The following is a 25,233-nucleotide window of genomic DNA, read 5'->3' on the forward strand; positions in this document are numbered from 1 at the left end:
TGGATAGAACGAACGACTGGTCTGATGAAGGTGCGTCGGCGTATTTGAACCGGTAGCTATAGTTGCTGTTGACCGCACGCTGAACTTTGCAAAGTCTTCTTTCTGCGCATCGCTGACGTAGTACTATCGGGATGCTGTGTGGCAAAGTACTGTTTCTTTGCCCGCAAAGCGGAAGTTGACCGGAAACATCTCAACATCCGATTTCGGCGCAGTAGGTAGCTCTCAAAAAATCCTTCGAACTGCGACGCTCGCAGAGGCCCGTCAAATCTGGGATGGTCTAGAGTTGTTTCGAAATTTACGGCGTGGGCTGGCACTTCAAGTGGTCTTGATCTTTGTTCCACATTTGCATGCTTATGCTTCCAAAATTTGGGCTTGCACGCTTATGCTTCATGCGTTGCACAGTTATGATGTTTCATCAGACTTACTGCTGTATAAAATATTGTTTTCAAAAGATATTTTTACAAAACCTATGCGCGAAAACACTGATTCGCGCACGCTTATGCTAAATTTGCACACCAACAACTATTCCCGTGTTGTCCAAGCCAAAAGGCATGTGCCCTATCTGCGCTGTGTAAACGGTTAATCCTTGCGATAGGTTCGACACAAACAACTTTATTCGGCGAAAAGTCGACTTGGAATAGCTATGTTCGGATCGCAAAAGCCTCGATTTTCTTCTGCAAGCCGCGGATAGAATGATAGCCAGCTGACTGTTTGCTACCATTCAAGTGCTCTGCGACGCTCTGAGTCACCAGTATCTTTTCGTCCAGTTTCTTGCACAGTTCCTGAACGCGACTGGCCACGTTCACAGCCTGACCGACGACCGTAAAATCCAAGCGATCAGGGCTGCCGATGTTGCCAAAGGTGACGCGACCGAAATCAATGCCGACTACGAATTCTATTTGCTCGTGCCCCTTTTCGGCGGCTGTCTCGTTGTAGTGATGCAGGTTGGTCAGGGCGTGTTCTGCCGCTTGCACCGCAGATCTGCACGATGCTTCCGCATCGTCATCAATGTTGAAGACGGCCAGTATGCCGTCCCCCATGAATTTGAGAACGTCACCGCCCTGTTCTTGGATGGGCGCAACGACCATCTCGAAATACTCACCCATCATGGCAAGCAAATCGCCCTCGGACCAGGTTGAGGCCTTTTGGGTATATCCCCGCAGATCCGCAAACAGGATTGCAGCAGAAACGGTTCTGTATTCTCCGCGCTTTATGTGCCCCTCTTCAATTTCTTCGGCGGGGCCGTGCCCCAGGTAGGTTTGAAGAAGGCTCTTTTGCGACTGGCGCATGGCAATGGGTTCCAAAGCCGCGGCAAGTGCGTATCGCGTGTCTTCGATGTAGCGGATATGCGCGTCTGAAAACCCAGTATCTGCGTTTGAAGTAAAGCTGGTGCCCTGAACCGAGCCGTTGCCATGCTCCAGCGGGATCGCCAGAAAATCGGTGGCGCCTGCTTCGGCCAGCTCGGCATAGACCGGATGTTCCTCCAGAACGTCTGGATCGGTCAGGTGTTTGCGTAGTGGGCGTCGCAGGGTGACGACATATTCGAACGGGCTGCCGTGCCACGCACTGGTCGACAAAACTGTGGTCGGTACGGTGTAGCGGCGTGTTTCTTCGGGTGTCCAGATGATCCCCCACGCGCTGAGCAAAGGGTTAGAGTAATTCTGTGCGATCCTTGCGCGGGCCAAGGGCACGCCAAGCGCGGTCAATCCTTCGCAATACCCTTTGACGATAAGCCTCTCGTCGCCCAGCAGGCGACCATCGGAAATCAACCAGTGGTTCAAGTGATCAGTCTCGGCCATCGTGGTCTCGCACCCTTGTTCCGCGCTGATAGTTTACCTGTCATTGGACGTTAGAGAACCCGCACCGGCTGAAAAACCTATGCTTTTCTGTCCGGCGCAAGATAGGTTGACCTCAGCTTACCGCCGCTGCCAGTGAGGGGTCGTCTTCCAATTGCTTTAGCAAACGGGCCTGTCTCACCTTGGGGTCCAGTTCGGGGTTGCTCAAATAAGCCAACATATGGGGCACGTTCTCTTCAATCTGCTCCTGAGTGGCCACCGCCATGCCATGGGCCACGAAAGGCCTTAGATACGTCATGCCGGCCAGGTTCGCCGTCTGTTGGAACGGTTTCAGAAATTCGGCCATTGTAAAGTTGTTGTATCCGCCCGCGTGATAGCTGTGCTCGGGACCTCCGGTCGAGACAAGGATGAGGAACTCACGCCCTTTCAGTTGGTCACCGCCCGGCCCGTAGGCGAAACCATAGTTCAGCACCTGATCCATCCAGGCTTTCATGACCGGAGGTGTGGAATACCAGTAGAATGGAAACTGGAACACGATCCGGTCATGGGCCAGCAAGAGGGTCTGTTCGGCTTTGATGTCAAAGCGCATCTCACTGCCGCCAATGGCGGTCAGATCGCGGGTTGTCACGTCGGCGGCTTCTGAAAGTGCGTCAAACCAGGCGCGGTTGATGCGCGATTTGCTCAGGTCCGGATGGGCGGTGAGGACGAGGGTTTTCATGTATCTGCCTCTTGCAGGAATGTTGCGGAATAATGGGTGATTAGCGGGCGGCCATCGGGTCGGGTTTCAAAGCGCCAGTTTTCCTTAACGCGGGCTTCAATGTGGCCCCCCGCAACGGTCGTGGCACTAAACAGAACTTCGAACTGGGCGGCACCGGGCTTGATTGTGATCCTGCTGACGTGATGTTCCGTTGGACGTTGCAAGGTTTCAAGCACGTCACGATACCAAGCCCGCACGCGATCATGACCGCTGAGTGTGGTATCGACATCAGGCATGTCCCAGTCCACATCTGGGTGGAGGTCAGGCAGGAACGCGTCGATCGGATCCAGCCTGTCGAACCGAGCAAACCAGTCGGCGATGAAACCGCGGATTTCGGGGTAATTGGTCACTTGAATCACCTGTTGATGGTTTACTTGGCCAGTCGCTCAGGGACCGGAGCCAGCGAGTATTGTGACCAGAAAAACGTGTTTGCCGCGTCCTGATCGGCGGACAGGTTGGTTGCCTCGACTATCTTGCCATTCTCGATCCGATAGACGAGCGCCCAGGTCGTATCGACATTTGGTTTGCCATCGGCGTTTGACCAGCCACGGTGGATATCAACCACATGGGTCTCGTCGGCCCCGAAATAGATGGGTTCTGCCTGAAAACCAGCGGTGCCCAGTTGTTCGAAAAAGGCCAGAACTTCGTCCCGATCGGTCTTGGTTCCCGACAAGGGGTGGCGGCCCGGAATGTGCCATTTGACGTTCTCGTCCATCACGGCTGCGATACCGTCCAGATCACTGGCACCATAGGCGGCGAAGAAGTCCTGTACGACTTTGATATTGTCTTCTGGGGATGCGGCCATGGCGGTCTCTCCTGTGATCAGAGCAGCGGTGAGGGCAGCAACTTTGGTCAGAGTGTTCATCTTGTGTCCTCCTGAATACGATGACACGAAGATAATAATCCCGGTAGGTCGTGATAATTCACCCTTTCGGCATTACTTTCATGTATAATATCGAATAATAAGTGTATTTGGGGACTCTATGCGCCTGCCACTCGCCACGCTTGAAATCTTTACCGCCATCGCGCGCCACGGATCGCTGCGTGCTGCGGCCGAGGCGCTGGGTATCAAGCCATCGACCGTTAGCCATCAATTGAAATCGTTGGAAGACCAGTTGGGCACCGCGCTTTTCATTCGGACAACGCGCTCGATCAGCCTGACCGAGTCCGGGCGCGCCCTGATCCGCGGCGCGGGGCCTGCCTTTGATCAACTCTCCGAGGCCGTGGAAAGCGCGCGTAGCACCGGTCACGCCGCGCGGGGCACGTTGAAACTGGCGATGCCGGAATTTGCCTACCACCTTTACGTGGGTCCGATCCTCAAAAGTTTTTGCGCTGCGTATCCAGAGATCGAACTGGAACTGTCGCTGACGGATGCCCTGTCAGACATACTCGGCGAAGAGCTGCATGCTGGATTCCGTCTGGGGGATCGTGTGGCACAGGACATGGTGGCTGTGCGGTTGACGCCACCGCTTCCAGTGACCGTCGTCGCCAGCCCGGATTACCTCACGGCACGTGGCATACCGGAAACACCGCCTGACCTGCTAGGGCATACCTGTATCCGCTACAGGTTCCAATCCTCGGGCCAGATTGCCCCATGGAGCTTTCAATCGAGCGAGGAGGAATATGCCGTAGATGTGCAAGGTAACCTGATCGCGAACGCCCTTCCTGCAACCGTCGATCTGGCGAAAAGAGGGTTAGGGTTGGCCTATACCTTCAGGGCTTATGTTGCCCCACTGATTGATACCGGAGTATTGACACCAGTTCTTGAGGACCACTTGGGCCCCACCCCCGGTATTTTCATGTATTTCCCACGCGAGTATAAATCCATGATGCCCCTGAGGCTGTTCATCGACCACATAAAGCGCCAACAAAGCGTTTGACCCTGCGCGCGCAGAACCCACATATCGAGCATTGCAAGCCGGAGCCGCTCCTTGCCCCTAAGATACGCTGATATCTACCCGTCAGAACCGTTGCTGAACAGTGATGAGATGCAGCGCCCTTCGGCGGCTGGATTAATGTCAGTGCGGTATTTTCGGGCCGAACCTGATCGGATGCCAGAGGAGGTGTTTTCGGAACACCACGTCCTTCTGAACCTGCAGGAGAAGGGGCATCGCGTGCAAAACTGGCGGGACGGCACGCTGCGGGATTTCACCTTTTGCAAAGATGAAGTCATCGTGACCCCGGCAGGTATGCGGTCAGGCTGGCGGTGGTACGGGCAGTCCGATGTGATCGTAGTCACCTTGCATCCGGACAAGGTCCAGCACTTTGCGCAGTCTGAGCTGGGTATGCTGCTGGCACCTGAACAGTTTCGCGATCTGCCGCAGTTTTCCGATCCTGACCTATGTGCCGCAGGTGTCATTCTGCGCGATGCGCTGGCAACCGACGACATGTCCTCAGCCGTGATGTTCGAAGCCATGAGCCGGGTGTTTCTGGTCAAACTGCTGCAAAAATACGGCAAACGCCGCGCCGAAGAGGTCGAGCTGTCCGCACGCTTTTCCTCTCAGCATTATCAACGGGTGCTGGCCTATGTGCAGGACCGTTTGGACCAAACGATCACGGTCGATCAACTGGCCTCTGAGGCGGGCATGAGCCCCTCGCATTTTGCGCGGGTTTTCAAGGAAACGCTGGGTTCGACGCCCATGCAATATGTCATGGCCTACCGGGTCGAGCAGGCGATGAAGATGATCGAAGACCCCACGCGCCCTCTGGGTAATATCGCTTTGGCCTGTGGATTTTCGGATCAGGCGCATTTCACGCGCAGTTTCAAACAGGTGGTGGGGCAGACCCCGCGCGCGTTCCGCGCAGCAAATGCCGTCTAAAGCAGGATCTTTCAAAAACGCGGCAGTCCGGTGCAAGTATCCCTGCTGACCGCAGCATATCTCAGGTGTCATCGGGCTTGTGCCCATCCAGACAGATTTTGGGAGATATCGCTATGAATACCCTCGCTCTGAACACCGCCGCAGCGCTTATGGCTTCGACAGCCGCTGTTGCGCAGGTCGAAACCCGCACCGTTACCTTCGAGAACGAAGGCGCTATGCTGTCCGGCACGCTGTACCTGCCGGAAGAGCGCGGAGCCGAGCCTCTGCCGACTGTCGTCGTGACCGGGGCCTGGACCTCTGTTCAGGAACAGATGCCCGCAAACTATGCCCGAGAAATGGCCGAGCGCGGCTTTGCCGCCTTCACCTTTGATTTCCGCGGTTGGGGCAAATCGGGCGATCTGCCGAACAACGTGCGCTTCGTTGAAAGCCCCGAGGCCAAGACATCGGACATCAAAGCGGCCATCGCATTCGTTGCGACCCTACCCGAAGTAGATGCCGACCACATCAACGGTCTGGGGATCTGCGCCTCGGCCGGGTACATGGTCGATGCGGTCTCTGGCAATCCGCTGGTTCAGCGGCTGGGTTTGGTTGCACCATGGTTGCAGAATGAAGAGATCGTCGAGGCGGTTTATGGCGGCGCAGAAGGTGTCGCCGGGCTGATCGAGGTGTCCCACGCTGCCGAGGCCGCTGGCGGTCAGATCATCCCCGCCGCAGGACCCGAGGGTGCCGAGGGCGTTCTGATGCCAATCGGTGGATACTACTATGAGGCCGACCGGGGCGCGATCCCGGAATATGACGACAAGTGGAACAATGCGGGCTGGGAAGGATGGTTGACCTATCACCCCGCCGACAATCCGCAGCGTTTGGATAAACCACTGGCAATTGTGCACTCGGAAAGCGCAGCGATCCCACAGGGCGTGCAGACCTTCCTTGCCGGTTTCGCAGGCGACGCGACAGCTAAATGGCTGGAGGATGTCACGCAGTTCGACTTCTACGACAACCCCGAGGATGTCACCCGCGCGGCCGATACCGTCGCTGACCACTTCCGCGCCGGTTCGAGCAATTGAGCCCTGTTTGGACGCCGAGCAATCGTTTGGCGTCCACCCTCAACTATTCGGAGCATTCTTGTGCGTAGAAAACTCACATCGACCCTTGCGGCCGTCTCAATGATCGGTACCGCAGCGTTTGCCGAGCAGCAAGCCGATATCTCGACCGCAATCACCGATATCGCGGCAGGTGCTGACCGCCACGACTGGACCCGCGTGCGCGGCGCGTTTTCCGATACCGTCACGACGGATTATACCAGCCTCTGGGGCGGAGACCCGGTCACGCAACCCGCCGACGAGCTTGTAGCGAGCTGGTCCGCCTTTCTTCCTGGTTTCGACGCGACGCACCATATGGTGACCAATCACACCATCACCTCTCTGTCCGATACATCCGCCACAGCACAGGCTGATTTCACAGCAACCCATCGTCTTGATGATGGCCTGTGGGTGCTTGGTGGCCGCTATGACTATAAGCTTGAGAAATCAGACGACCGCTGGCTTGTCACATCAATGACCATGACGGCAATCTGGGAATCCGGTGACCGTGCGCTTGTGGCTCTTGCCGGCCAGCGCGCTGCCGAGGCGAATTGAAGGAGGGACCATGACCAGTCAGCGTATCGCACTCGTGACCGGCGCCAACCGCGGCATTGGTAAAGAAGTGTCCCGCCAATTGGCTCGGGACCATGGGATGAAGGTTCTAATGGGTGCGCGCGATCTGGCAAAAGGGCAGGCTGCTGCGGATGAGATCGGATATGGGGCACAAGCCTTGCAACTGGATGTTTCTAGTCCGGATTCTGTCGCGGCCGCCTTCTTCTTGATGGTTGAATCGGCCTATGGGCGCCTTGATGTTTTGGTGAATAACGCGGGCGTGGATTATGACACCGACCAGATGGTTCACCTCGCCGACTTGGACCGGGTGCGTCGCGCGTTTGATACGAACCTTTTCGGCCCGTGGGAGACCACGATTGCGGCGGTGCCACTGCTAAAACAAGGCACGGAAGCCCGGATCGTCAACGTGTCCTCTGGGGCGGGGTCGCTGACCAGCATGTCCGCCGGAACGCCTGGCTATGGCGTATCCAAAGCTGCTCTGAACGCGCTGACGCTCAAGACCGCTGCCGCGTTGAAACCTCAGGGCATTCTCGTCAACGCCGTGTGTCCCGGTTGGGTTGCCACGGATATGGGGGGCGGGGGACGTCCGATTTCCGAGGGTGCCAGGGGCGTTGTCTGGGCAGCGACCTTACCGAAAGGTGGCCCGACCGGAGGGTTCTTTCGCGATGGCGTCGCAATTGATTGGTAGGTTCAGCCGGGCGTCATGAAATCAATCAGCTTCCTGACCCGCGCGGGCAACAGGCGGCGGCTGGGATAGACGGCGAACATGTCCCGCGTCATTGGTTGGGCATCCGTGACCTCAAGCCGTTGCAACTCATCCTCCAACATATCCGAAGGCAGCATCGCGACACCTAGGTTGCGACGGGCGGCCTGCGCAATGACATCAAGGTCGGTTAAACTGTGCGCGATGTGCTTCGGGTGCAGTGTTTCCCCGCTCTCCAGCACCCAGGGTTGACCAGCATTCAGGGCGGGCAAAGCAAGAAAGTCTGGTCTGGATATCGACCCGTCCAACCCATGCTCTCGAATGAAGCCTTGTCCTGCGCAAAAGCAGTAGGGAACTGACCAAAGCCGTTTCGCGACAAGGCTGGAATCCGTCAAGGGGCCGAGGCGGAAGGCAAGATCGATATTGTCGCGAAAGAAGTCTAGCATGACATTGGTTGTGGTCATCTCAAACGTCACATCCGGGTTCTCTGCTGCATAATCCAACAACCGAGGGCCAATGGTCGTGCGCGCGGCCAGCGGAGGCGCCGTGATGCGGATGCTCTGGCGTCTGGTGTCGTCGGTAAAGCCCGCTATACCTTGCAGAGCCTCGATCGGGTCCTGACATAGATCCAGAAGGCGGCGGCCTTCTTCCGTTAGGCGCACCTGCCGCGTCGTTCGCTCGAACAGCTTAGTGCCAAGATGGTCCTCCAACTCGGCAATCCTGCGGCTGACACGGCTGAGCGGGATCCCCAGACGCCCCGCAGCTTTGGAAAAGCTGAGATGGTTTGCGACGACGGTAAACAGGGCAAGGTCGTTGTAGATCATTATTCTAATTTTGGGATTATTTCTCCTGATATCAACTATTATCGTCCAGCGACGTGGCCTCTAACTTCTGCGCAACAGAAGGAGACAGCTCATGCCTTTCGCTATTGAAATCGCCCAGACCGGCAAACCAGATGTTTTGCGCGAAACCAACCGTGCGACCCCGACCCCCAATGCCGGGGAAATCCTGATCCGCAACAAGGCCGGGGCGGTTAACTTCATCGACACGATCATCCGTCGCGGTGAAATGCCCGAGGGGATGATGCCCGAGCTACCTCATGTACCTGGGGTCGAGGGGGCCGGAGTGGTTGAGGCGCTGGGCGAGGGGGTCGAAGGATTCTCTGTCGGGGACCGCGTGGCGTGGATGGGGCCGATCGGAGCCTGTGGATACAGCACTCAGTCGGTGATCGGTGCGCCCTATGTCTCCCGGTTGGCCGATTCTGTCGAGTTCGAAACCGCAGCCGCAATCCCCGTCAACGGGATGACCGCCTACCATATGCTGGTCAATCTGGGCGGCGCGGCAGCTTGCAAATCTGTACTGGTTCACGCTGCGGCCGGGGGTGTTGGCACCATGGCGCTACACATTGCTAAGCATCTGGGCATGACAGTGATCGCTTCGACCAGCACCGACAAGGTTGGGTATGCGAAGGATCAAGGTGCCGATCACGTCATCGACTATCGCACCGAGGATGTCACCGCGCGGGTGTTGGACCTCACCGAAGGGCGCGGCGTTGATCTGACGCTGAACCCGATCTCGGGTGAAACCCTCAAATCAGACCTCGACGCTCTGGCGCCTTTGGGCACGGCAGTTCTGTTCGGGTTCCTTGCCGGTCCGCCCGCAGGTAATTTTGCCGAGGATTTGGCGAAGCACTTTCAGAAGTCGGTCTCGGTCCGGGTAAGCGACATATACACCTATTTCGCTAACCGCCCCGATCAGTTCAGCGCAGATATGGCCACGGTGTTTGAATTGTTGCAAGCGGGTGTTCTGTGCCCGCAGGTGACGATCCTACCTATTGCCCAAGCCGCCGAGGCGCACCGTCGTTTGGAAGCCGGTGAAACCACCGGCAAACTGGTTCTGAGCATAGAGTGATCGAGCCCGGCAAACACGAGTCACTGCAAGGCGGTCGAGTCTAGTTGAAAAAGACCTTTAGCCCCACATAGGGCCCTTGCTGCGTGACATCATAGGCGAAGGGGCCGGTTGATGTTGAATCACTGTAGTCGACGCTGAAATATCTGTAGCCAAAGGTGATCGCGGTCCGATCCCACGGCTGGTAGTCAAAGCCGATATTTGCGCCAACCTGCAGATCGTTGCCTCCGGCCCCGAACCCGCCAAGTTCCAGCGATGCGATGGTGGTCCACCGGTCGTTGAGACGCCACATGCCCCGGGCACCCACAACGGGCTCAATCCAGCCTTCGTCACCGCCTTGGGTGGGCGGATTGGTCGGCCCCGGAGTCGTGAACCTGATTTCCTGCCGGATCGAGTTGTAGCGAATGCCGCCTTGCAGATCGACGGTGTAGCGCTGGTTGTAGGTACCATAGGTCCCATCCGCCACGCGATAGGCCCCCATGACCGCAAACCATTTTTGGCGCACATCTACATCCACTGCAGTGGCGGCCGGGCCGGGGAGGGTGGTGTCCTCTCCGATGCCGACGTAATTGGCGTCAACGATGATACCAAAGTCTCCGTTCCAGGCCTCATACCGCCCGGCCGCTGCGAAATCGAGAACATCCAGCACGTCGCCAAGATCGAGGTCAATATCGGCTGAAACGCCCGAGACGGTTGACGTTCCATGCGTGCGCAGCGGCGTAAACAGGTAAAAGCCAAGAGTGTGTCGCCAGCCGTCTTCGGTCTGACCCGGCGCAGGCAGGGACTGGGCGTATGCTGCGCTCGACAGAAAACAGGACAGGGCCGTGGCGCCTGCCATCACGGCAGCGGATCTGATAGCCATTGGTGAATCTCCTTACTTTCAAATTGCGCGACGACCTTGCTGCAAGCCGTCAGTGTCCGGATATACGATCATCTGCCAACAGAAGACTGTTTGAGCAGGAATGCCTCGACAGCGGCTTCGGTTTCAGGTCGCAGGTTTTCGATGCCTTCATAGGGAACACCACGGGCTGGTTCGATGTCCGGGTATTTCTCCTTGCGTTTCAGATGGCGCCCCAGAATACGGACGAACTCTTGCCCGCCCCAAGCCCCAACCTCGGTTGAAACCGGGTATTTCTCATGCGTATCGCGGTAAACATCGAAGAAATCGGCTAGAATCGCGCTCTCTCCGGCTCCGGGAATGCGCAGCTTTAGTTGATCTTTGATGACCGCGCGGGGGGTGTGGACGGAATAGACGATCAGGTGGTCGCGCCGTCCTTTTGTCTCGCCCAACAGCAGCAGCGAGGATTGGTCGACCCCGTCCACCAGCCGATCCCGAGGAATGCCGCTTTCGGCTCCGGCGAACCGGGCGAGTGTGGTATAGAGATCCGAGACGTGGACGATATCTCCGACGATGCCATCGGCCTCAATCATGCCGGGCCAGCGGATGAAACTGTCGACCCGAATGCCGCCCTCGGACACATCACCTTTGCCACCGGCGAAAACCATCGGGGTGAACCCTGATTGCGGCGAATACTTGGTGAAATGGCCGTTGTCGCCCATCACGATGACAATGGTGTTGTCGGCCAGGCCAAGCGCCTCCATCTCGTTGAAGATATCGCCGAGCCAGCTGTCGAGCTGCTGCATCTTGTCGACATAGAGCCCTCCGTTCGGCGATTGCGGCCCCGAACGACCTGCGCGCGTGTTGTCCAGCGGAATGAGTGGCCAATATTGCAGGAAGAACGGCGCTTCCCCGCCAGCCAGCTCGCGCATTTTTTCAAGCGTCTGGTCCTGGTAGCGCTGGTTCATTTCGTCATATTTTTCGGCGGTCCAGCGCTCGCCTGCGGTCATGTCAACTTCGCGCGCAAGACCCCCGCGTTCAGCTTCAAGGCCGGTGACCATCGCGGCAGGGTCGGGGCGAAAGAAGTCGTCCAGAACGAAACGGTCATCGAAATCCGAGATTCCGACCGAGACCTGTTCCTTGATCGCATCGTCGTTGTAGATGGTCAGTTGGCCCTGCTGATGAACCGGGAACCCCGCCCAATCGAAGCCTTGGTTATGAGGCCAGGCCTCGGGGATATCGCCCATGTGCCACTTGCCCACATGCACAGTCGCATAGCCCGCATCTGACAGGATCTCGGCCAGCGTGACTTCGTCGGCTGGCAGGCCGAACCCGGCGATATCCACGGTGGTGTCGCCCATGCCCATCCGAACCGGAAGCCGCCCGGTCATCATCGCAACCCGTGTGGGTGTGCAGGAGGGTTCGGTATACATGCGCACCATGCGCATCGCTTCGTCCGAGAAGGCGTTGATATGAGGCGTCGAATACCCGCGCACCGCGTTCAGTTCTGGAATACCAAGATCGCCAAAGCCGATATCGTCAATCAGGATATTGATGATGTTGGGTGGCTTGCCGTCGTTCGAGCTTCGGAAGTCTTCTAGCAACTGGTCAACCTCGGCATTGTCAGCAGCCCATTGTTCGGCATTCTGCGCTTCGAGGATGTAGTACTCGGCATCATGGATGATCGGCGCGTCCTGAGCGGTTGAGATCGTGGCCGATAGGCAGAACAGCACCGACAGGCTGGTTAGGGTTTTCATTTCAACAATCCTCATTCGCTTTGGGCGGGGGTCTGGCGGGGGTCAGATGTGGTGTTGGGCGGGCCGGAGCGGTTGATATCCGTGCCGGGGAAGAACTCGACCCAGACATGCCAGAACATGCCTGATCGAAGGGTCTCAACGCGGGTCAGTTGGCCGCAATCCGCGTTTCCGAAGAAATCGACATGGGTGATGGGCGCGCCGCTGTCATTGTACCAGACGCCAACGCTTTCATAGATTGGGTCGTAGGACACCACGACGTCACGCCCGCCAACCGTGGCGTTGATCAGCCCTTTATTTTCGGCCAGGAAATCATCGGTCCAGCAAACTGCGTCGTCACCGATCGTGATGCCCCAGACATAGGTTTTGTTGGGCAGACGGTTGTCGCTGTGGCTCATGTTGTCCATGACGGGCGCTTCTTCTTGGTGCTGCTTGGCGATGCCCGAGGAGAAAACGGTTTCAGTAAAGGTGTCGAACAACCTGAGAAGCGGGTTCGAGGAGGGCTTGTTCAGAAAAACCTCACCATTTGGATAGGCCTTTTGAAATCCCCGAAAGCTCATCCGAAAGGTGGGCCATGGCTGCATTGCCGCTGTTTTCGAGGCGTCGCTGTCGAAGCGGCCATAGATCTGCTGGATCGGCTCTCCGGTGGTGTTGTCGCGTAGGATCAGGTTGTTGCCATGCTGGGCCATCACCTCAAGATCCAGACGTTTGCCGTGGATCTCGGGTTTGTAGGCCTGCCCCAGATTGGCCATGGCGCAATAGGTCATAACGATGTCATCGCCGCCCAACCCCTTATCGTTTCCGGCCAGATGAGGGCGCATCAGTTGGGCGTCGGAATGCGCCCGCGCGTGGCCGTTGTTTTCGATCACCAGAACACTGGCAGAGGGGTTGATGAATTGCTGCGCCTCAGAAATCGGGTAGTAGCGGGCGGTGTTTTGCTGGTTGCGCAGACCGATATGGACCCAAACCCATGGAAACACGAATAGGAACACGATCACCAGAGACACCGCGGGTACGCCGAGGAAAAACAGCCAGCCCGGACCGCCACCAAGAAAATGCCCGACAAGCATCAGCGCAAGCCCGGCGAATCCGGCGGCAAGATAGGTGTTCTCATTCCGGATAAAGCGGATCATGTTATTGCGCTTGACCTTCAGCACCATCTGGCTGACGTCACCAAGATCGCGGAAATACATGAACCCGATGGTCAACGACACGAGGAGCCCGACGTAGAAGAGAAGATTGGCCAACATTTGAATCGCCTTTTTGCGTCTTGATTAGCCTTCGGGCGGGGTCGAATGGGACGAAAGGTAAGTTTTGATTTCGTCCTCAAGCCCTCGGAGGCTGTCGATGAGATCAGAATTTCTTGGGTCACTTGCATCGCAGGGAAGAAGAGCAGCCAGGCTTTCAAAGTCAGCGCAGATTTGCGCAAAGACCGTGTCTGAGCTGCGCAGGCGCCGGATGTCATTCGCCTGATCAGGAAAGTGTATCGACAAGCAAGCCATCATAAGCCTCACGGTGTCTGAACCCAGTTGTGCCCCCGCGATGAGGTCCGTTCCCCTCCTTTGCTAATCATTGTGTCCGAAATTCATTTACACATTCAGGTATCTTAACGTATGTTACGGGGTAACATGTTATTTTTCAAAGACTTGAAACAAGCCAGCGGTTAACGAAAGCGATGTCAGACGCCAGCGTAAAGTCAGAACCAGCCCAAAAAACGCTCTCGGATGAAGACATTCAGCGGGCACTGAAGGCGGTCCTGGACAGCCCGGAATTCGATGGGGCCGAGCGGCTGCAGTCTTTCCTCAGTTACGTTGTCCAAAAGCTTCTAGCGGGCCAGTCCGAGGATATACGCGCCAAGTCGATCGCCGAGGATGTCTACGGAAGGGCGCTGGATTCCGGGGGTGACCCCATGGCCGTCGTGCGGGTCGATGCGGGGCGTATGCGTCGGCGATTGGCGAGCTTCTATTCGAACTCCGGCAAGGATCAGAGGCTGCGCATCCATGTAGATCCGGGTGGTTATGTCCCCCGGTTTGAGGTTTTGGACCTAGACATACCGTCAGACCGAGCTCGTCCCTCAAAGACTGTCTGGGTCTTAGTGGCGGTTTTGGGCGCGTTGGCGGTCGCGGGCGGCGCAATACTGTTTTCCCGCTCGCCCCAGTCACCGCTCAGCCCGGTCGCGGTCTCGTCAAGTGCCAATCAGGAACAAGCTGTCAGAGAGGCGCTGTTCTCGACAAACCCGAGCAAACTACAAGCCGTTAATCTGGCCATTGAGGCGCGCCTGCTGATGTTCCCGGTTCTGGACCGTGACAGGCTGCAAGCCGTGCGCGGAATGTTCGAGCGCGCCATGGCACTGGATGAGACGTATTTCGGCGGCTACGCCGGTTCGGCGCAGGCGATCAGCATCCTTGCTTTAACAACCCCGCCTGGAGCTGAAAAACAGGCGCTTCTGACCCTCGCCAAAAACCGAGCGCAGCGAGCGTTGGAGTTGGCGCCAGACGAAGGTTGGAGCCATTCCGCCCTTGCCCTGGCTTCATTTTGCTCACGCGAGCATGAGGCCGCGCTTGCCCAATCCGCACGCGCAACGCGGCTTGCCCCTGATGATATCCACGTCACGAATTTTGATGCCCTGTTCGCGTTGTTTGGTGGGGATTTTCAGCGCGCAATAGCGTCCGCCAATCGGGCGCAGGGCGCCAATACGACCAACGGAAGATTTCCTTATCGTAGCGTGTTGGCTTCATCCAGCTATCACTTGGGGGACTATCAGGCGTCCGTAGACCAGTTCAACGAGGCGGTCAGGCTGGGTGATCCGGTCAGCGCAATCTCGATCGGTTATCTTGCGGCAAGCTATCAGCGGCTCGGAGACGATGAGCGCGCGCGGGCCACAATCCTGTTGTTGGACGAAGCCTGGCCCGGCTACCCTTTAGCGGCGCTGTTTCGAACCTTGTTTGCCGATCCGGACCACGCAGAAGACATCATCGGCGCGCTCAACGAAATATCGGCTTTGCCAACTGACTAGGGGCTTGAAAAAAGGGCTACTCTCGGATTTCCGACGGATCGACGCCCCAGAGGTTGGCTTTCAGCGTCCACCCCTTGTAGCCCCCCGCCGAAATGCGACACCAGTCCAGAGAGCAAGCGCCGAGACGGGCGACCACTCCGGTTTCGAAATGCGCGTTGACGGTCGAGTTCGGGTCGGGTCGGGCATAAACCGGCAGCATCTCGGATTCGATCAGCACCGTGCGCACGCCGGACAGCAGGGCATAGTGAACCCAACCTCCGGCTCCGTCGCGATCCTGTACCTTGCGCCAGTTGCCGTATTCCGCGGTGATCTGCAATGGCATGCCGCGCCGCTTGAACACCCAGTCGATTCGGTGGGTCAGGGAAGGACCACGACGCACATTGCCTTCGGCAGCCTTCATCGAAACATAGCGCGGAAGGGGCAGATTGGTGACCGGGCCGCGCGCGTCTTGGGCTGCGACCGGCGCAGAGCCGAACGCAATAAAATACGCGGATAGGATCGCCAAACAAAGGCGTTTCACCGGTAGAAGACCACTCACTGACTGCCTGCTCTTGTGCCTGTTGATCTGCTTTCGAAAAAAGGTCGACTCAATGCCTTTGGGGTTCTTGTGCCCCGCCTTATCCTGCGCCACGATGCCATGACGCAAGCGCGTTTGCAAAGCAGTGGGAGGGCGGAAGTGCCAAGAGAACGTCTGAGTGTTGTTGTTACGCGACGGTTGCCGGAAGTCGTGGAAACGCGACTGAGCGAGCTGTTTGATGTTCGCCTGCGCGACGATGACACCCCCATGACCCGTGAGGAACTGGTCGCCGCCGTGCAAGAGGCCGACGTGCTGGTGCCGACGGTGACCGACACAATCGACGGTGGTCTGCTGGGGCAAGCTGGCGAAAAGCTGCGTTTGATTGCCAATTACGGGGCAGGGGTCGACAATATCGACGTCTCAACCGCGCGTCAGCGTGGCATCCTGGTCTCGAACACTCCGGGTGTTCTGACCGATGATACGGCCGACATGACCATGGCGCTGATTCTGGCGGTGACGCGTCGTTTCCCTGAAGGCGTGGCGCTGATGCAGCAAGGCGATTGGTCCGGTTGGGCTCCGACCGCTTTGCTGGGCGGTCGGATCGGAGGGCGACGTCTGGGTATTCTGGGCATGGGTCGGATCGGTCAGGCCGTTGCGCGCCGTGCCAGTGCATTCGGGATGCAGGTCCACTACAACAACCGCCGCCGGTTGCGCCCCGAGATTGAACAGGATCTGGAGGCCACCTATTGGGAAAGCCTTGATCAGATGGTGGCACGGATGGATGTGATCTCGGTTCATTGCCCCTCGACCCCTTCAACGTTCCACCTGTTGAATGCGCGGCGATTGAAGCTGCTCAAACCCTCGGCTGTGGTGGTAAATACTTCGCGTGGTGAGGTGATCGACGAAAACGCGCTGACGCGGCTGATCCGGTCCGGTGATATCGCGGGTGCCGGGCTGGATGTTTACGAACACGGTACACAGGTGAACCCACGCCTTCGCAAGCTGCCCAACGTGGTGTTGTTGCCCCACATGGGATCGGCCACGCTGGAGGGGCGGATCGAGATGGGTGAGAAAGTGATTATCAATATCAAGACTTTCGAGGATGGACACAGACCACCGGATCAGGTGGTCCCATCCATGCTGTAACCTTTTCTAGGAGCACATTATGCGTATCAATCGGATTTCAGGATTACTTCTGTCTGCCATAGCCTTTGCCGCTCCGGGTTTTGCCCAGGAAACAGCGGACTCCGTGGCCCCCGAAGGCGCAAGCGAAGGTCAAGTTCAAGCTCTGACCGACGAGTTGATCGCGGCGCTTGAGGCCAAAACAAGCGGTGTGCCCGTACAGTCCGAGAATTGGATGGTCGCTGCGGCCAACCCCTTGGCAGTTGAGGCCGGGGCGAAGATCTTGCGGGCGGGTGGATCGGCAGCGGATGCCATGGTCGCGGTGCAGGTTGTTCTGGGATTGGTCGAGCCGCAATCCTCGGGCCTTGGGGGCGGGGCGTTTCTGGTCTGGTACGATGCCGCCACGGGACAGCTTACTACACTGGACGGGCGTGAGACGGCCCCGTTGGATGCGACGCCGACCTTGTTTCAGGATGAAAATGGCGAGCCTTTGCAGTTCTTTGATGCCGTCGTTGGAGGGTTGTCCGTTGGCACGCCCGGAACGCCTGCCTTGCTGGAAGACGCGCACCGCCGTTGGGGCCGCTCACCTTGGCCCGGGCTGTTCACTGATGGTATCCGGCTGGCGGATGACGGGTTCCTTGTCTCGCCTCGTCTGGCCAGTTTGGTCGCCAACGACGCCGAACGTCTGTCGCGGTTCCCTGCAACGGCTGAATATTTCCTGCCCGAAGGTGAACCGCTGCAACAGGGCCAACGCCTGATGAACCCGGCCTATGCTGATACACTGCGCGCTCTGGCTGAGGACGGTGCCGCCGGGTTCTACGGCGGGCAAATCGCGTCAGATATCGTTCGGACCGTCCGCACCGCGCCGGGCAATCCCGGCGTATTATCTGGCACCGATCTGGCCCTGTATCAGGTCATTGAACGCGATCCGGTTTGCGCCGCCTACCGCGCCTATGAGGTCTGCGGGATGGGTCCGCCTTCGTCCGGAGCGCTGACCGTTGGGCAGATTCTGGGTATGCTGAACAGCTATGATCTGGCCGCGATGGGGCCTGAGAGCATGGAGGCATGGCGCCTGATCGGCGAAGCGTCACGCCTCGCCTTTGCGGATCGGGGGCGGTACATGGCCGATAGTGATTTCGTGCCGATGCCGACCACCGGGCTGGTCGACCTGGACTATCTGGCGCAGCGCGCGGAGCTTTTGAACGCTGAGGGCGCACTGACCGAGGTCTCCCCGGGCAATCCCGAGTTTGATCATGCGATGAACTGGGCTGATGACGAGTCATTGGAGCTGCCTTCGACCTCGCATATCTCGATCGTGGACAGTTACGGCAACGTCTTGTCGATGACGACGACGATTGAAAACGGCTTTGGCTCGCGCCTGATGACGAACGGGTTTTTGCTGAACAACGAACTGACCGATTTTTCGTTCCGCACCCATCGCGACGGCGTGCCCATCGCGAACCGCCTTGAACCCGGCAAGCGCCCGCGTTCGTCCATGAGCCCGACCATCGTCATGCAGGACGGCGCGCCGGTTCTAGCCATCGGGTCTCCAGGAGGCAGCCGTATCATTGGCTACGTTGCCAAGTCGATCATCGCTTGGGCGGATTGGGATATGGATGTGCAGCAGGCGATCTCGCTGCCGCATCTGGTCAACCGGTTCGGGACCTATGATGTAGAGGTGGACACTGCGGCCGAAGGCTACGCGGATGCGCTGATCGAGATCGGGTTCGAGGTGAACCCCCGCGACTTAACCTCGGGCTTGCATGCGATTGAGATCGGCGAAACTCTCAGCGGTGGGGCGGACCATCGGCGTGAAGGGATCGCGCTGGGAGAATAAAATCTAGGTCTTGCCCGGCTCGGGCGGGCCTTTTCGACACATTGGGAAAGGCCCGTGCATCTGGCGGGCAGGAGAGGGTTAGCATGGTGCAGGCGACGGCTTTGCCGAGAAATGAGGCTGGGATTGGAACGGTGCTCGGCATCTTGAAGCAACAGTTTGGGGATCGTCTTCAAACTGGCGCGGCTATCCGCGAACAGCATGGCCACACCACGACCTGGATCACCAATCAAAGCCCGGACGCGGTGGTGTTTCCACACACCACGCAGGAGGTCTCTGAGATCGTGAAAACCTGTGCCGCGCATAAGGTGCCAGTGATCGCGTTTGGCACGGGTACTTCGCTTGAAGGGCATGTGAACGCTCCTGCAGGCGGCGTGTCGGTCGATCTGACCCAGATGAACAAGGTGCTGGCGGTGCATGCCGAGGATCTTGATTGCGTCGTGCAACCCGGTGTCACGCGCGAAGACCTGAACACCCATCTGCGCGATCAGGGCCTGTTCTTTCCGATTGATCCCGGCGCCAATGCCTCACTCGGCGGGATGGCTGCGACCCGCGCGTCCGGAACAAATGCGGTGCGCTATGGCACCATGCGGGACAACGTACTGAGCCTTGAGGCGGTGATGCCGGATGGGCAGATCATCCGGACCGGCAATCGCGCCAAGAAATCCTCGGCGGGGTACGATTTAGCGCGGCTGCTTATCGGGGCCGAAGGCACTCTAGGCATCATTACCGAATTGACCCTACGCCTGCACGGCATCCCCGAGGCGATCAGTTCGGCCCGCTGCTCTTTCCCAACCGTCGATGCTGCCTGCCGGGCAGTAATGATGACGATCCAATACGGCGTACCTGTCGCGCGGATTGAATTGTTGGATGAACTATCCGTCAAAGCCGCCAATGCTTATTCCGGCCTGACCCTGCCCGAAACGCCTCTGCTGCTGTTAGAGTTCCACGGCTCGGATGCCAGCGCCGCCGAACAAGCCGAGACCTTTGGCCAGATTGCAGAAGAGTTTGGCGGCACGGACTTCGCGGCAACCTCGACCACCGAGGAGCGCAACAAGCTCTGGCAGGCGCGTCACGACATGTACTGGGCCAGCCTTCAGCTGCGACCGGGCGCCAAGGGGATCTCGACCGATGTTTGCGTGCCGATTTCTCGTCTGGCCGAGGCCGTAGGGGCCGCTCAGGATAAAGCGGCCGAGCTTGACTTACTTGCGCCTATTGTTGGGCATGTCGGCGACGGGAACTTTCACACTCTGCCCCTGATCGACATGGACGACGCCGAAGAAGTCCGCCGGGCCGATGAGTTCGTCGGTTGGCTCAACGATCTGGCCATCTCGATGGAGGGCACCTGCACGGGCGAGCATGGCATCGGGCAGGGCAAGCGCCCCTATCTTGAGAAAGAACTGGGGCTGGCAACACACTACATGGCCGCGATCAAGGCGGCGCTGGACCCCGACAACATCATGAATCCGGGAAAGATACTGGCCGATCACACCTAGCAGTTTCCGCGATCTTGTCCGCTTTGTGCCCACAAAACGTCTAGGTGATGTGATGTCTTATGGCGAAAGACGAACAGGTGATCGATATGAGTGCAAAATATCTGGCTGGCTTTGTCGCGGTGGCCGGGCTGGCAGTCGCGGGGCTGGATTACTACCAGAAAGCGAAAGCCTCGGGTGACGGGTTAAGTGCAGGCGACTATATCGCAGCCTTCACCGGCGGGTCCGAGGATGCGCCCGCAAGCGTTGACAGCACGTCGGAAGTTCAGGAATCCGAAACCGCCAAGCCGCCTGGCAAACTGGTGTGCAAGACCGTCGGAAACACCAAGCGGTGTCGCTCGGAAGGCTGACGGCTGGATCGTAAGTCGCCATTTAACGACCTGCATCTCCCGTGCGGGTCGTTTTTCTTATATCACTGGTCGGATGGCTTCCGCGATTGATTTCGGAATCAAGCCATATGGTGGCAACAGATTCCAAGGGGAGACACCCGGTTATGAAAACCCAAGTCAAAGCACTGGTCGTTGGCGGCGGCGCCGTCGGAACCTCGATTGCCTATCACCTGGCCAAAGCGGGCTGGGATGATGTGATGTTGATCGAGCGGGATGAGCTGACCTCGGGCTCGACCTGGCACGCGGCGGGCCTGCTGCCGCTTTTCAACATGTCTTACGCGACGACCCACATCCACAAGTACTCGGTCGACTTCTACAAGCAGCTTGAAGAAGAGACCGGCCTCAACGCGGGCTTCGCCGTGGTCGGCAACCTGCGCATGGCGCAGACGCAAGAGCGTATGGACGAATACATGCTCTATGCGTCTACAGCTGAGACCTGCGATGTGGCTTACGAATGGCTGACACCCGAACAGATCAAGGAACGCTGGCCGCTGATCGAAACCGGCGACCTGAAAGGAGCGATCTATCACACCGAGGATGGCTATATTAACCCGGCTGACGTGACCCAAGCGATGGCCAAAGGTGCCCGTCAGCGTGGCGTCGACATCGTTCGCAAGATGCAGGCGGATGCCTTCCACTGGAACGGCACTCATTGGGAAGTCACCTGCACCAAGATGATCGAGCAGGGCGGCAACCTTGTTCCCTCCGACGAGCAGGTGGTGATCACCGCCGAGCATGTTGTGACCGCATCGGGCAACCACGCGCAGCGCACGGCCAAGATGCTGGGCATCAAATTGCCCGCGATCCCGGTCGAGCACACGTTCATCGTCATGGACAAAGACCCTGAGCTTGTCAAATGGCGTGAAGCTGGTAACCCCGAGCACCCCGTTGTGCGTGATGCCGACAACGAGTCTTATGCACGTGAAGAACGCGGTGGCTGGATTTTGGGTATCTATGAACACGGTGCACCTGCGCGCTTTGAACATGGCGTACCGGACAGCTTCCGCGCTGACCTGTTCCCGCTGGATATCGACCGGATCGCAGACCAGTACATGGCGATGGCCGAGCGCGTGCCCTCCTGTGCTGAATCCGGCTTGAAAGACGATTTCAACGGCCCGATCTGCTACACGCCGGACGGCAACCCGCTGGTTGGTCCGGCTCCGGGCCTGCGCAACATGTGGATGGCCGAGGGCTTTTCGTTCGGGATCACCGCTGCGGGCGGCACCGGCTATTATCTGGCGCAGATGATGGTCGATGGCGAAGCCGAGATCGACATGGCCTCGCTGGACCCCAAGCGCTATTCCTCGAACTGGATGACCACCGAGTTCGCGGCCCGTAAGAACGAAGAATGCTATGAGCACGTCTACATCCTGCACCATCCTGACGAAGAGCGTGAAGCCTGCCGCCCGCTGCGGACCGTTCCGGCATACGATCGCCAGAAAGCGCGCGGTGCTCAGTTCGGCTGGGTGAACGGTTGGGAACGTCCGAACTATTTCGGCCCTGTTGATGCACCGGACAATTTCGACAAGGAAAGCCGTTCGTTCCGTCGCGGTGGCTGGTGGCAGTATGCAGTCGAAGAAGCCAAAGCGGTCCGCGAAGGCGTGGGCCTGATCGACGCATCGGCCTTTACCAAACATGTCGTCAAAGGCCCCGGTGCGACCCAGTTTCTGGACTGGTTCACCTGCAACAAGCTGCCCAAGGTCGGTCGTATCAACCTGACCTACGCACTGACCTCGCACGGCACCACCCGCACTGAATACACCATCGTTCGAAATGGCGAGAACAACTACTACATCGTCTCTGCCGGTGCCTGGACCGAATACGACGCCGACTATCTGCGCAAGGCGGCCGAGGACAAGATGGAGGAGTTCGGTTATATCGAAATCCAAGACGTGACCACTCAGTGGGGCGTCTTCGCCATCGCCGGACCCAAGTCGCGTGATGTTCTGAAAGAGGTCATCAAGGACGCCGATCCGGAAACCGCGCTGTCCAACAAGCGCTTCCCGTGGCTGTCGGCCCGCCAGATCGAACTGGGCATGTGCCCGGTCAACGCGATCCGTGTGGCTTATACCGGTGAGCTGGGTTGGGAGCTGCACCACCCGATCGAGATGCAGAACTACCTGTTCGACCTGCTGGAGAAAGCCGGTGAGAAGCACGGTATGAAGCTGGTCGGTGCCCGCGCCCAGAACTGGCTGCGTCAGGAGAAATCCTATCGTGCCTTCGGCACCGAACTGGGCCGCGACGCGACCCCGCTGGAAGCAGACCTTCCGCGCTTTGTCGACCTTTCGAAAGACTTTTACGGCAAGGCCAAGCTGGAAGAGACCGGTGTGCGCTTCAAGTGCTGCACCTTGCTGATTGACGGACCAGCCGATGCCGACCCGTGGGGCCGCGAGGCGCTCTACACGCCGGAAGGAACACGCGTGGGTCGTCTCACCTCGGGCGGTTACTCGGTGGCGTTTGAGAAATCCATTGGCATGGGCTATGTGACGCCTGATCTCGCGGTTGAAGGCACCAAACTGAAGGTCAAGATTCAGGACAAGCTGTGGGATGCAGTCGTCACCTGCGACAGCCCCTACGACCCGAAAAACGAAACCATCCGCAAGGACGGCTGACATTTTGGATAACTGTGGCGGCGCGAGTGAATGCGCCGCCTGCGGCGACACATGCTTCCGGCGGAGGTATTTTCAAACAGAAGAAGCGGGGGCTGGTGAAAAATCCAGCCCCCCTGCTTTTGGCAAGGGGGGCCTTCTCCTGTTGCGGTCATCGGCGCCTCCGCCTGTACCGCAGATCCACAGTCTCAAATCAGAGTTAACCGTCCGTTACTTCTTCTGTTCAAAAATCCCTCCGCCGGAGGCAAGCCTGCGCCAGCAGGCTTTGATCGGCAAAACAACTGATCAGGTTTTCGGCCTTTGAGCAACAAATGCCAGATTATTAGCAGGCATTTCCACCAACTGGACCAGCTGCAAGCCGCAATACTGTAAACGCGCTTTGACCTCATTGTCGTTCTTGTACCCGATCTCTGGATCCTGTGAGACCAGGGCTTCGTGGAACTTTTCATCCCCAGGGCTGGTCAAAGCACCGTCTCGCATGAAGGGGCCGTAGATGATGAGGCGACCTGCCGGACTTAGAGCCTTTGAGGCCTCGCTGAGAAACGTGTCAGTTTCGGGCCATGAGATCAGATGCAGCAGGTTGATCAAAACGATCAGGTCCTGCTCTTGGAATGCCTCATGCCAGCCTGCGGAGGTCGCATCCAGATTGGTGGCGGGAAGGATGTTGGAGACGCCCCTCGCATAGGCGTCGATGCTTGCGCGGCGTTCGGGGTCGATTTCTGTGGGTTGCCAAACCAAGTCGGGCAGTGTCTGCGCAAAGGCGGCAACATGCTGCCCAGTGCCGCTGGCGATTTCCAATGCAAGACCTGAGGCGGGGGCCATTTTGGCCAGCAAGGCGCATAGCGCGTCCGAGTTGCGGCTTGCGGCTGGGGCGATCAGTCGGGCTCCATCGCCTTGTGTCGCGACGCTGGCATTCGAAGGCAGAGCGCGTTTGGTCATGATCGCAACCTTTCCACATGCAACTGATTGACGATGTCCCGAGGTAGTTCAGACGGCCTACCCGTCACAAGGCTGGCGAGATGGGAGGATGCAGCTGGCGATGTCTGGAACCCGTATCCACCCTGACCCGCGCACCAAATGAACGAGCGGTCCTGCGGATCTGGCCCCAGCACCAACGTACCATCCGCCACGAAACTACGCAGCCCGGCCCAGTTCGCCTCAAGCCGTGTGACAGGTGTTGTCACCATCGCCTCATACCGCGCCAATCCTTCGGCAAGAACCATATCGTCGGCATAGGCGTCATGAGGCGTTGTCGGCTCGGCTTCGGAGGGCGAGACCAGATACTTCCCCGCATCAGGCTTGGCGTACCAACCTTCCCCCGGACCCATCAGCATGGGCCAGTTGGATACGTCATGCCCTCCGGGTGCGGGAATGCGCGCCATGGAGCGGCGTTTCGGCACGATGCCGATAGGCGGCAGACCAGCCATCGCGGCGACCTCATCCACCCAAGCGCCAGCTGCATTGACCAAGTTTCGGGCCTCGAACACATCGTCCGCCTGAACGACCCAATGGTCGCTTTTGCGGATATCGGTGACAGCCTGGCGGGTCAGGACCGCGCCGCCATTGCTTCGGATCACGCGCGCGAAGTCCTGCATCAGGCGGTCGGCATCGATGTCGAAGGCGTCCACACTGATGGCGGCGTGGGCCAGAACGTCCGGGTTCAGGATCGGGATTTTGTCGATGGCTTGCTGCGGCGAAATAGAGCGTACGTTCAGCTCTTCGACGTCTTTGGCAAACAGGTCGGCCTGATCGTGGCCTGCAACCAGCATGAGGCCTCGGGGGGTCAGGTAACCTCCGTTCGCGGATCGCAGGTAATCGACCCCGACCTGATTGAGCGCAACCACCGAGGGCGGGCCGTAGTTTTCCTCGAACATCGCGGCCGAGCGGCCAGATGAATGATAGCCCAGAGCGTCCTCAGCCTCGAGAACAGTGACAGAGCCATGAGCAGACAAACGCGCGCCCGCGCTGAGGCCCGCGATGCCGCCGCCGATGATTAGAAAGTCGATCATCGCAGGGTGACCGG

General features: G+C 58.5%; 23 protein-coding genes. 12 read left to right on the forward strand and 11 right to left on the reverse strand.

Features of this window, described 5'->3' with window-relative positions; translation table 11 throughout:
* Window positions 1-641: 641 nt before the first annotated feature.
* The 4 genes from ACXAH8_RS04180 to ACXAH8_RS04195 all read right to left on the reverse strand — a co-directional run bounded on the left by ACXAH8_RS04180 (window position 642) and on the right by ACXAH8_RS04195 (window position 3,418).
* On the reverse strand, window positions 642-1,799 hold the full coding sequence (locus ACXAH8_RS04180) for an adenylate/guanylate cyclase domain-containing protein (RefSeq protein WP_475216312.1): 1,158 nt from the start codon (window positions 1,797-1,799) through the stop codon (window positions 642-644).
* A gap of 112 nt (window positions 1,800-1,911) precedes the next feature.
* Window positions 1,912-2,514, reverse strand: coding sequence for an NAD(P)H-dependent oxidoreductase (locus ACXAH8_RS04185; protein WP_475216314.1), 603 nt, complete (start codon window positions 2,512-2,514; stop codon window positions 1,912-1,914).
* On the reverse strand, window positions 2,511-2,903 hold the full coding sequence (locus ACXAH8_RS04190) for a nuclear transport factor 2 family protein (RefSeq protein ID WP_475216316.1): 393 nt from the start codon (window positions 2,901-2,903) through the stop codon (window positions 2,511-2,513). The genes ACXAH8_RS04185 and ACXAH8_RS04190 overlap by 4 nt, the downstream gene beginning before the upstream one ends.
* A gap of 20 nt (window positions 2,904-2,923) precedes the next feature.
* On the reverse strand, window positions 2,924-3,418 hold the full coding sequence (locus tag ACXAH8_RS04195) for a nuclear transport factor 2 family protein (RefSeq protein ID WP_475216318.1): 495 nt from the start codon (window positions 3,416-3,418) through the stop codon (window positions 2,924-2,926).
* A 118-nt stretch (window positions 3,419-3,536) separates the two neighbouring features.
* Between ACXAH8_RS04195 and ACXAH8_RS04200 the strand changes: the two genes are divergently transcribed.
* The 5 genes from ACXAH8_RS04200 to ACXAH8_RS04220 all read left to right on the forward strand — a co-directional run bounded on the left by ACXAH8_RS04200 (window position 3,537) and on the right by ACXAH8_RS04220 (window position 7,715).
* Entirely contained in the window at window positions 3,537-4,433 is an 897-nt protein-coding gene (locus tag ACXAH8_RS04200) for a LysR family transcriptional regulator (RefSeq protein ID WP_475216321.1), read from the forward strand.
* A 51-nt stretch (window positions 4,434-4,484) separates the two neighbouring features.
* Window positions 4,485-5,372 (forward strand): helix-turn-helix domain-containing protein, encoded by an 888-nt coding sequence (locus ACXAH8_RS04205; RefSeq protein WP_170722442.1) that lies wholly within the window; start codon window positions 4,485-4,487, stop codon window positions 5,370-5,372.
* 113 nt (window positions 5,373-5,485) lie between these two features.
* Window positions 5,486-6,439, forward strand: a complete 954-nt coding sequence (locus ACXAH8_RS04210; protein WP_475216324.1) for an alpha/beta hydrolase — start codon at window positions 5,486-5,488, stop codon at window positions 6,437-6,439.
* A gap of 60 nt (window positions 6,440-6,499) precedes the next feature.
* Complete coding sequence (locus ACXAH8_RS04215) at window positions 6,500-7,009, forward strand: nuclear transport factor 2 family protein (protein WP_475216326.1); 510 nt, start codon at window positions 6,500-6,502, stop codon at window positions 7,007-7,009.
* Between the two features lie 10 nt (window positions 7,010-7,019).
* Complete coding sequence (locus tag ACXAH8_RS04220; protein ID WP_475216328.1) at window positions 7,020-7,715, forward strand: SDR family oxidoreductase; 696 nt, start codon at window positions 7,020-7,022, stop codon at window positions 7,713-7,715.
* A gap of 2 nt (window positions 7,716-7,717) precedes the next feature.
* Here ACXAH8_RS04220 and ACXAH8_RS04225 read toward each other — a convergent pair whose 3' ends face one another.
* Complete coding sequence (locus ACXAH8_RS04225) at window positions 7,718-8,554, reverse strand: LysR family transcriptional regulator (protein WP_475216330.1); 837 nt, start codon at window positions 8,552-8,554, stop codon at window positions 7,718-7,720.
* 91 nt (window positions 8,555-8,645) lie between these two features.
* Between ACXAH8_RS04225 and ACXAH8_RS04230 the strand changes: the two genes are divergently transcribed.
* Window positions 8,646-9,641: a quinone oxidoreductase family protein gene (locus ACXAH8_RS04230; RefSeq protein ID WP_475216332.1), complete on the forward strand. Its 996-nt coding sequence runs from the start codon at window positions 8,646-8,648 to the stop codon at window positions 9,639-9,641.
* Window positions 9,642-9,681: 40 nt separating this feature from the next.
* Here ACXAH8_RS04230 and ACXAH8_RS04235 read toward each other — a convergent pair whose 3' ends face one another.
* The 3 genes from ACXAH8_RS04235 to ACXAH8_RS04245 all read right to left on the reverse strand — a co-directional run bounded on the left by ACXAH8_RS04235 (window position 9,682) and on the right by ACXAH8_RS04245 (window position 13,480).
* Complete coding sequence (locus tag ACXAH8_RS04235; RefSeq protein WP_475216334.1) at window positions 9,682-10,500, reverse strand: hypothetical protein; 819 nt, start codon at window positions 10,498-10,500, stop codon at window positions 9,682-9,684.
* A gap of 68 nt (window positions 10,501-10,568) precedes the next feature.
* Window positions 10,569-12,233, reverse strand: a complete 1,665-nt coding sequence (locus ACXAH8_RS04240; RefSeq protein ID WP_475216336.1) for a sulfatase-like hydrolase/transferase — start codon at window positions 12,231-12,233, stop codon at window positions 10,569-10,571.
* An 11-nt stretch (window positions 12,234-12,244) separates the two neighbouring features.
* Window positions 12,245-13,480: a DUF3179 domain-containing (seleno)protein gene (locus ACXAH8_RS04245; protein WP_475216338.1), complete on the reverse strand. Its 1,236-nt coding sequence runs from the start codon at window positions 13,478-13,480 to the stop codon at window positions 12,245-12,247.
* 425 nt (window positions 13,481-13,905) lie between these two features.
* Between ACXAH8_RS04245 and ACXAH8_RS04250 the strand changes: the two genes are divergently transcribed.
* Window positions 13,906-15,246, forward strand: a complete 1,341-nt coding sequence (locus tag ACXAH8_RS04250) for a tetratricopeptide repeat protein (RefSeq protein WP_475216340.1) — start codon at window positions 13,906-13,908, stop codon at window positions 15,244-15,246.
* A 16-nt stretch (window positions 15,247-15,262) separates the two neighbouring features.
* On the opposite strand, the gene ACXAH8_RS04255 is transcribed toward ACXAH8_RS04250, so the two are convergent.
* Window positions 15,263-15,751, reverse strand: coding sequence for an SH3 domain-containing protein (locus tag ACXAH8_RS04255; RefSeq protein WP_475216996.1), 489 nt, complete (start codon window positions 15,749-15,751; stop codon window positions 15,263-15,265).
* Between the two features lie 171 nt (window positions 15,752-15,922).
* Between ACXAH8_RS04255 and ACXAH8_RS04260 the strand changes: the two genes are divergently transcribed.
* The 5 genes from ACXAH8_RS04260 to ACXAH8_RS04280 all read left to right on the forward strand — a co-directional run bounded on the left by ACXAH8_RS04260 (window position 15,923) and on the right by ACXAH8_RS04280 (window position 23,213).
* Complete coding sequence (locus ACXAH8_RS04260; RefSeq protein WP_170468445.1) at window positions 15,923-16,909, forward strand: 2-hydroxyacid dehydrogenase; 987 nt, start codon at window positions 15,923-15,925, stop codon at window positions 16,907-16,909.
* Window positions 16,910-16,928: 19 nt separating this feature from the next.
* The gene (ggt, locus tag ACXAH8_RS04265) at window positions 16,929-18,722 is read left to right on the forward strand and encodes a gamma-glutamyltransferase (protein ID WP_475216342.1); all 1,794 of its coding nucleotides are present in this window, start codon (window positions 16,929-16,931) and stop codon (window positions 18,720-18,722) included.
* Between the two features lie 83 nt (window positions 18,723-18,805).
* A complete protein-coding gene (locus ACXAH8_RS04270) occupies window positions 18,806-20,215 on the forward strand; it encodes an FAD-binding oxidoreductase (protein WP_475216344.1) in 1,410 nt (469 codons plus the stop codon).
* A 59-nt stretch (window positions 20,216-20,274) separates the two neighbouring features.
* Window positions 20,275-20,562, forward strand: coding sequence for a hypothetical protein (locus ACXAH8_RS04275; RefSeq protein ID WP_475216346.1), 288 nt, complete (start codon window positions 20,275-20,277; stop codon window positions 20,560-20,562).
* Window positions 20,563-20,705: 143 nt separating this feature from the next.
* Window positions 20,706-23,213 carry a GcvT family protein gene (locus ACXAH8_RS04280; protein ID WP_475216348.1) on the forward strand — a complete coding sequence of 836 codons (2,508 nt, stop codon included), beginning with the start codon at window positions 20,706-20,708 and terminating at the stop codon, window positions 23,211-23,213.
* Window positions 23,214-23,495: 282 nt separating this feature from the next.
* Here the strand turns inward: ACXAH8_RS04280 and ACXAH8_RS04285 are convergent, their stop codons facing one another.
* Window positions 23,496-24,149, reverse strand: a complete 654-nt coding sequence (locus tag ACXAH8_RS04285) for a DUF938 domain-containing protein (RefSeq protein WP_475216350.1) — start codon at window positions 24,147-24,149, stop codon at window positions 23,496-23,498.
* Entirely contained in the window at window positions 24,146-25,219 is a 1,074-nt protein-coding gene (locus ACXAH8_RS04290) for an NAD(P)/FAD-dependent oxidoreductase (RefSeq protein WP_475216352.1), read from the reverse strand. Before ACXAH8_RS04290 ends, ACXAH8_RS04285 begins: the two co-directional genes overlap by 4 nt.
* Window positions 25,220-25,233: the final 14 nt, after the last annotated feature.

The organism is Ruegeria sp. ABV3_008 (genome assembly GCF_056161185.1).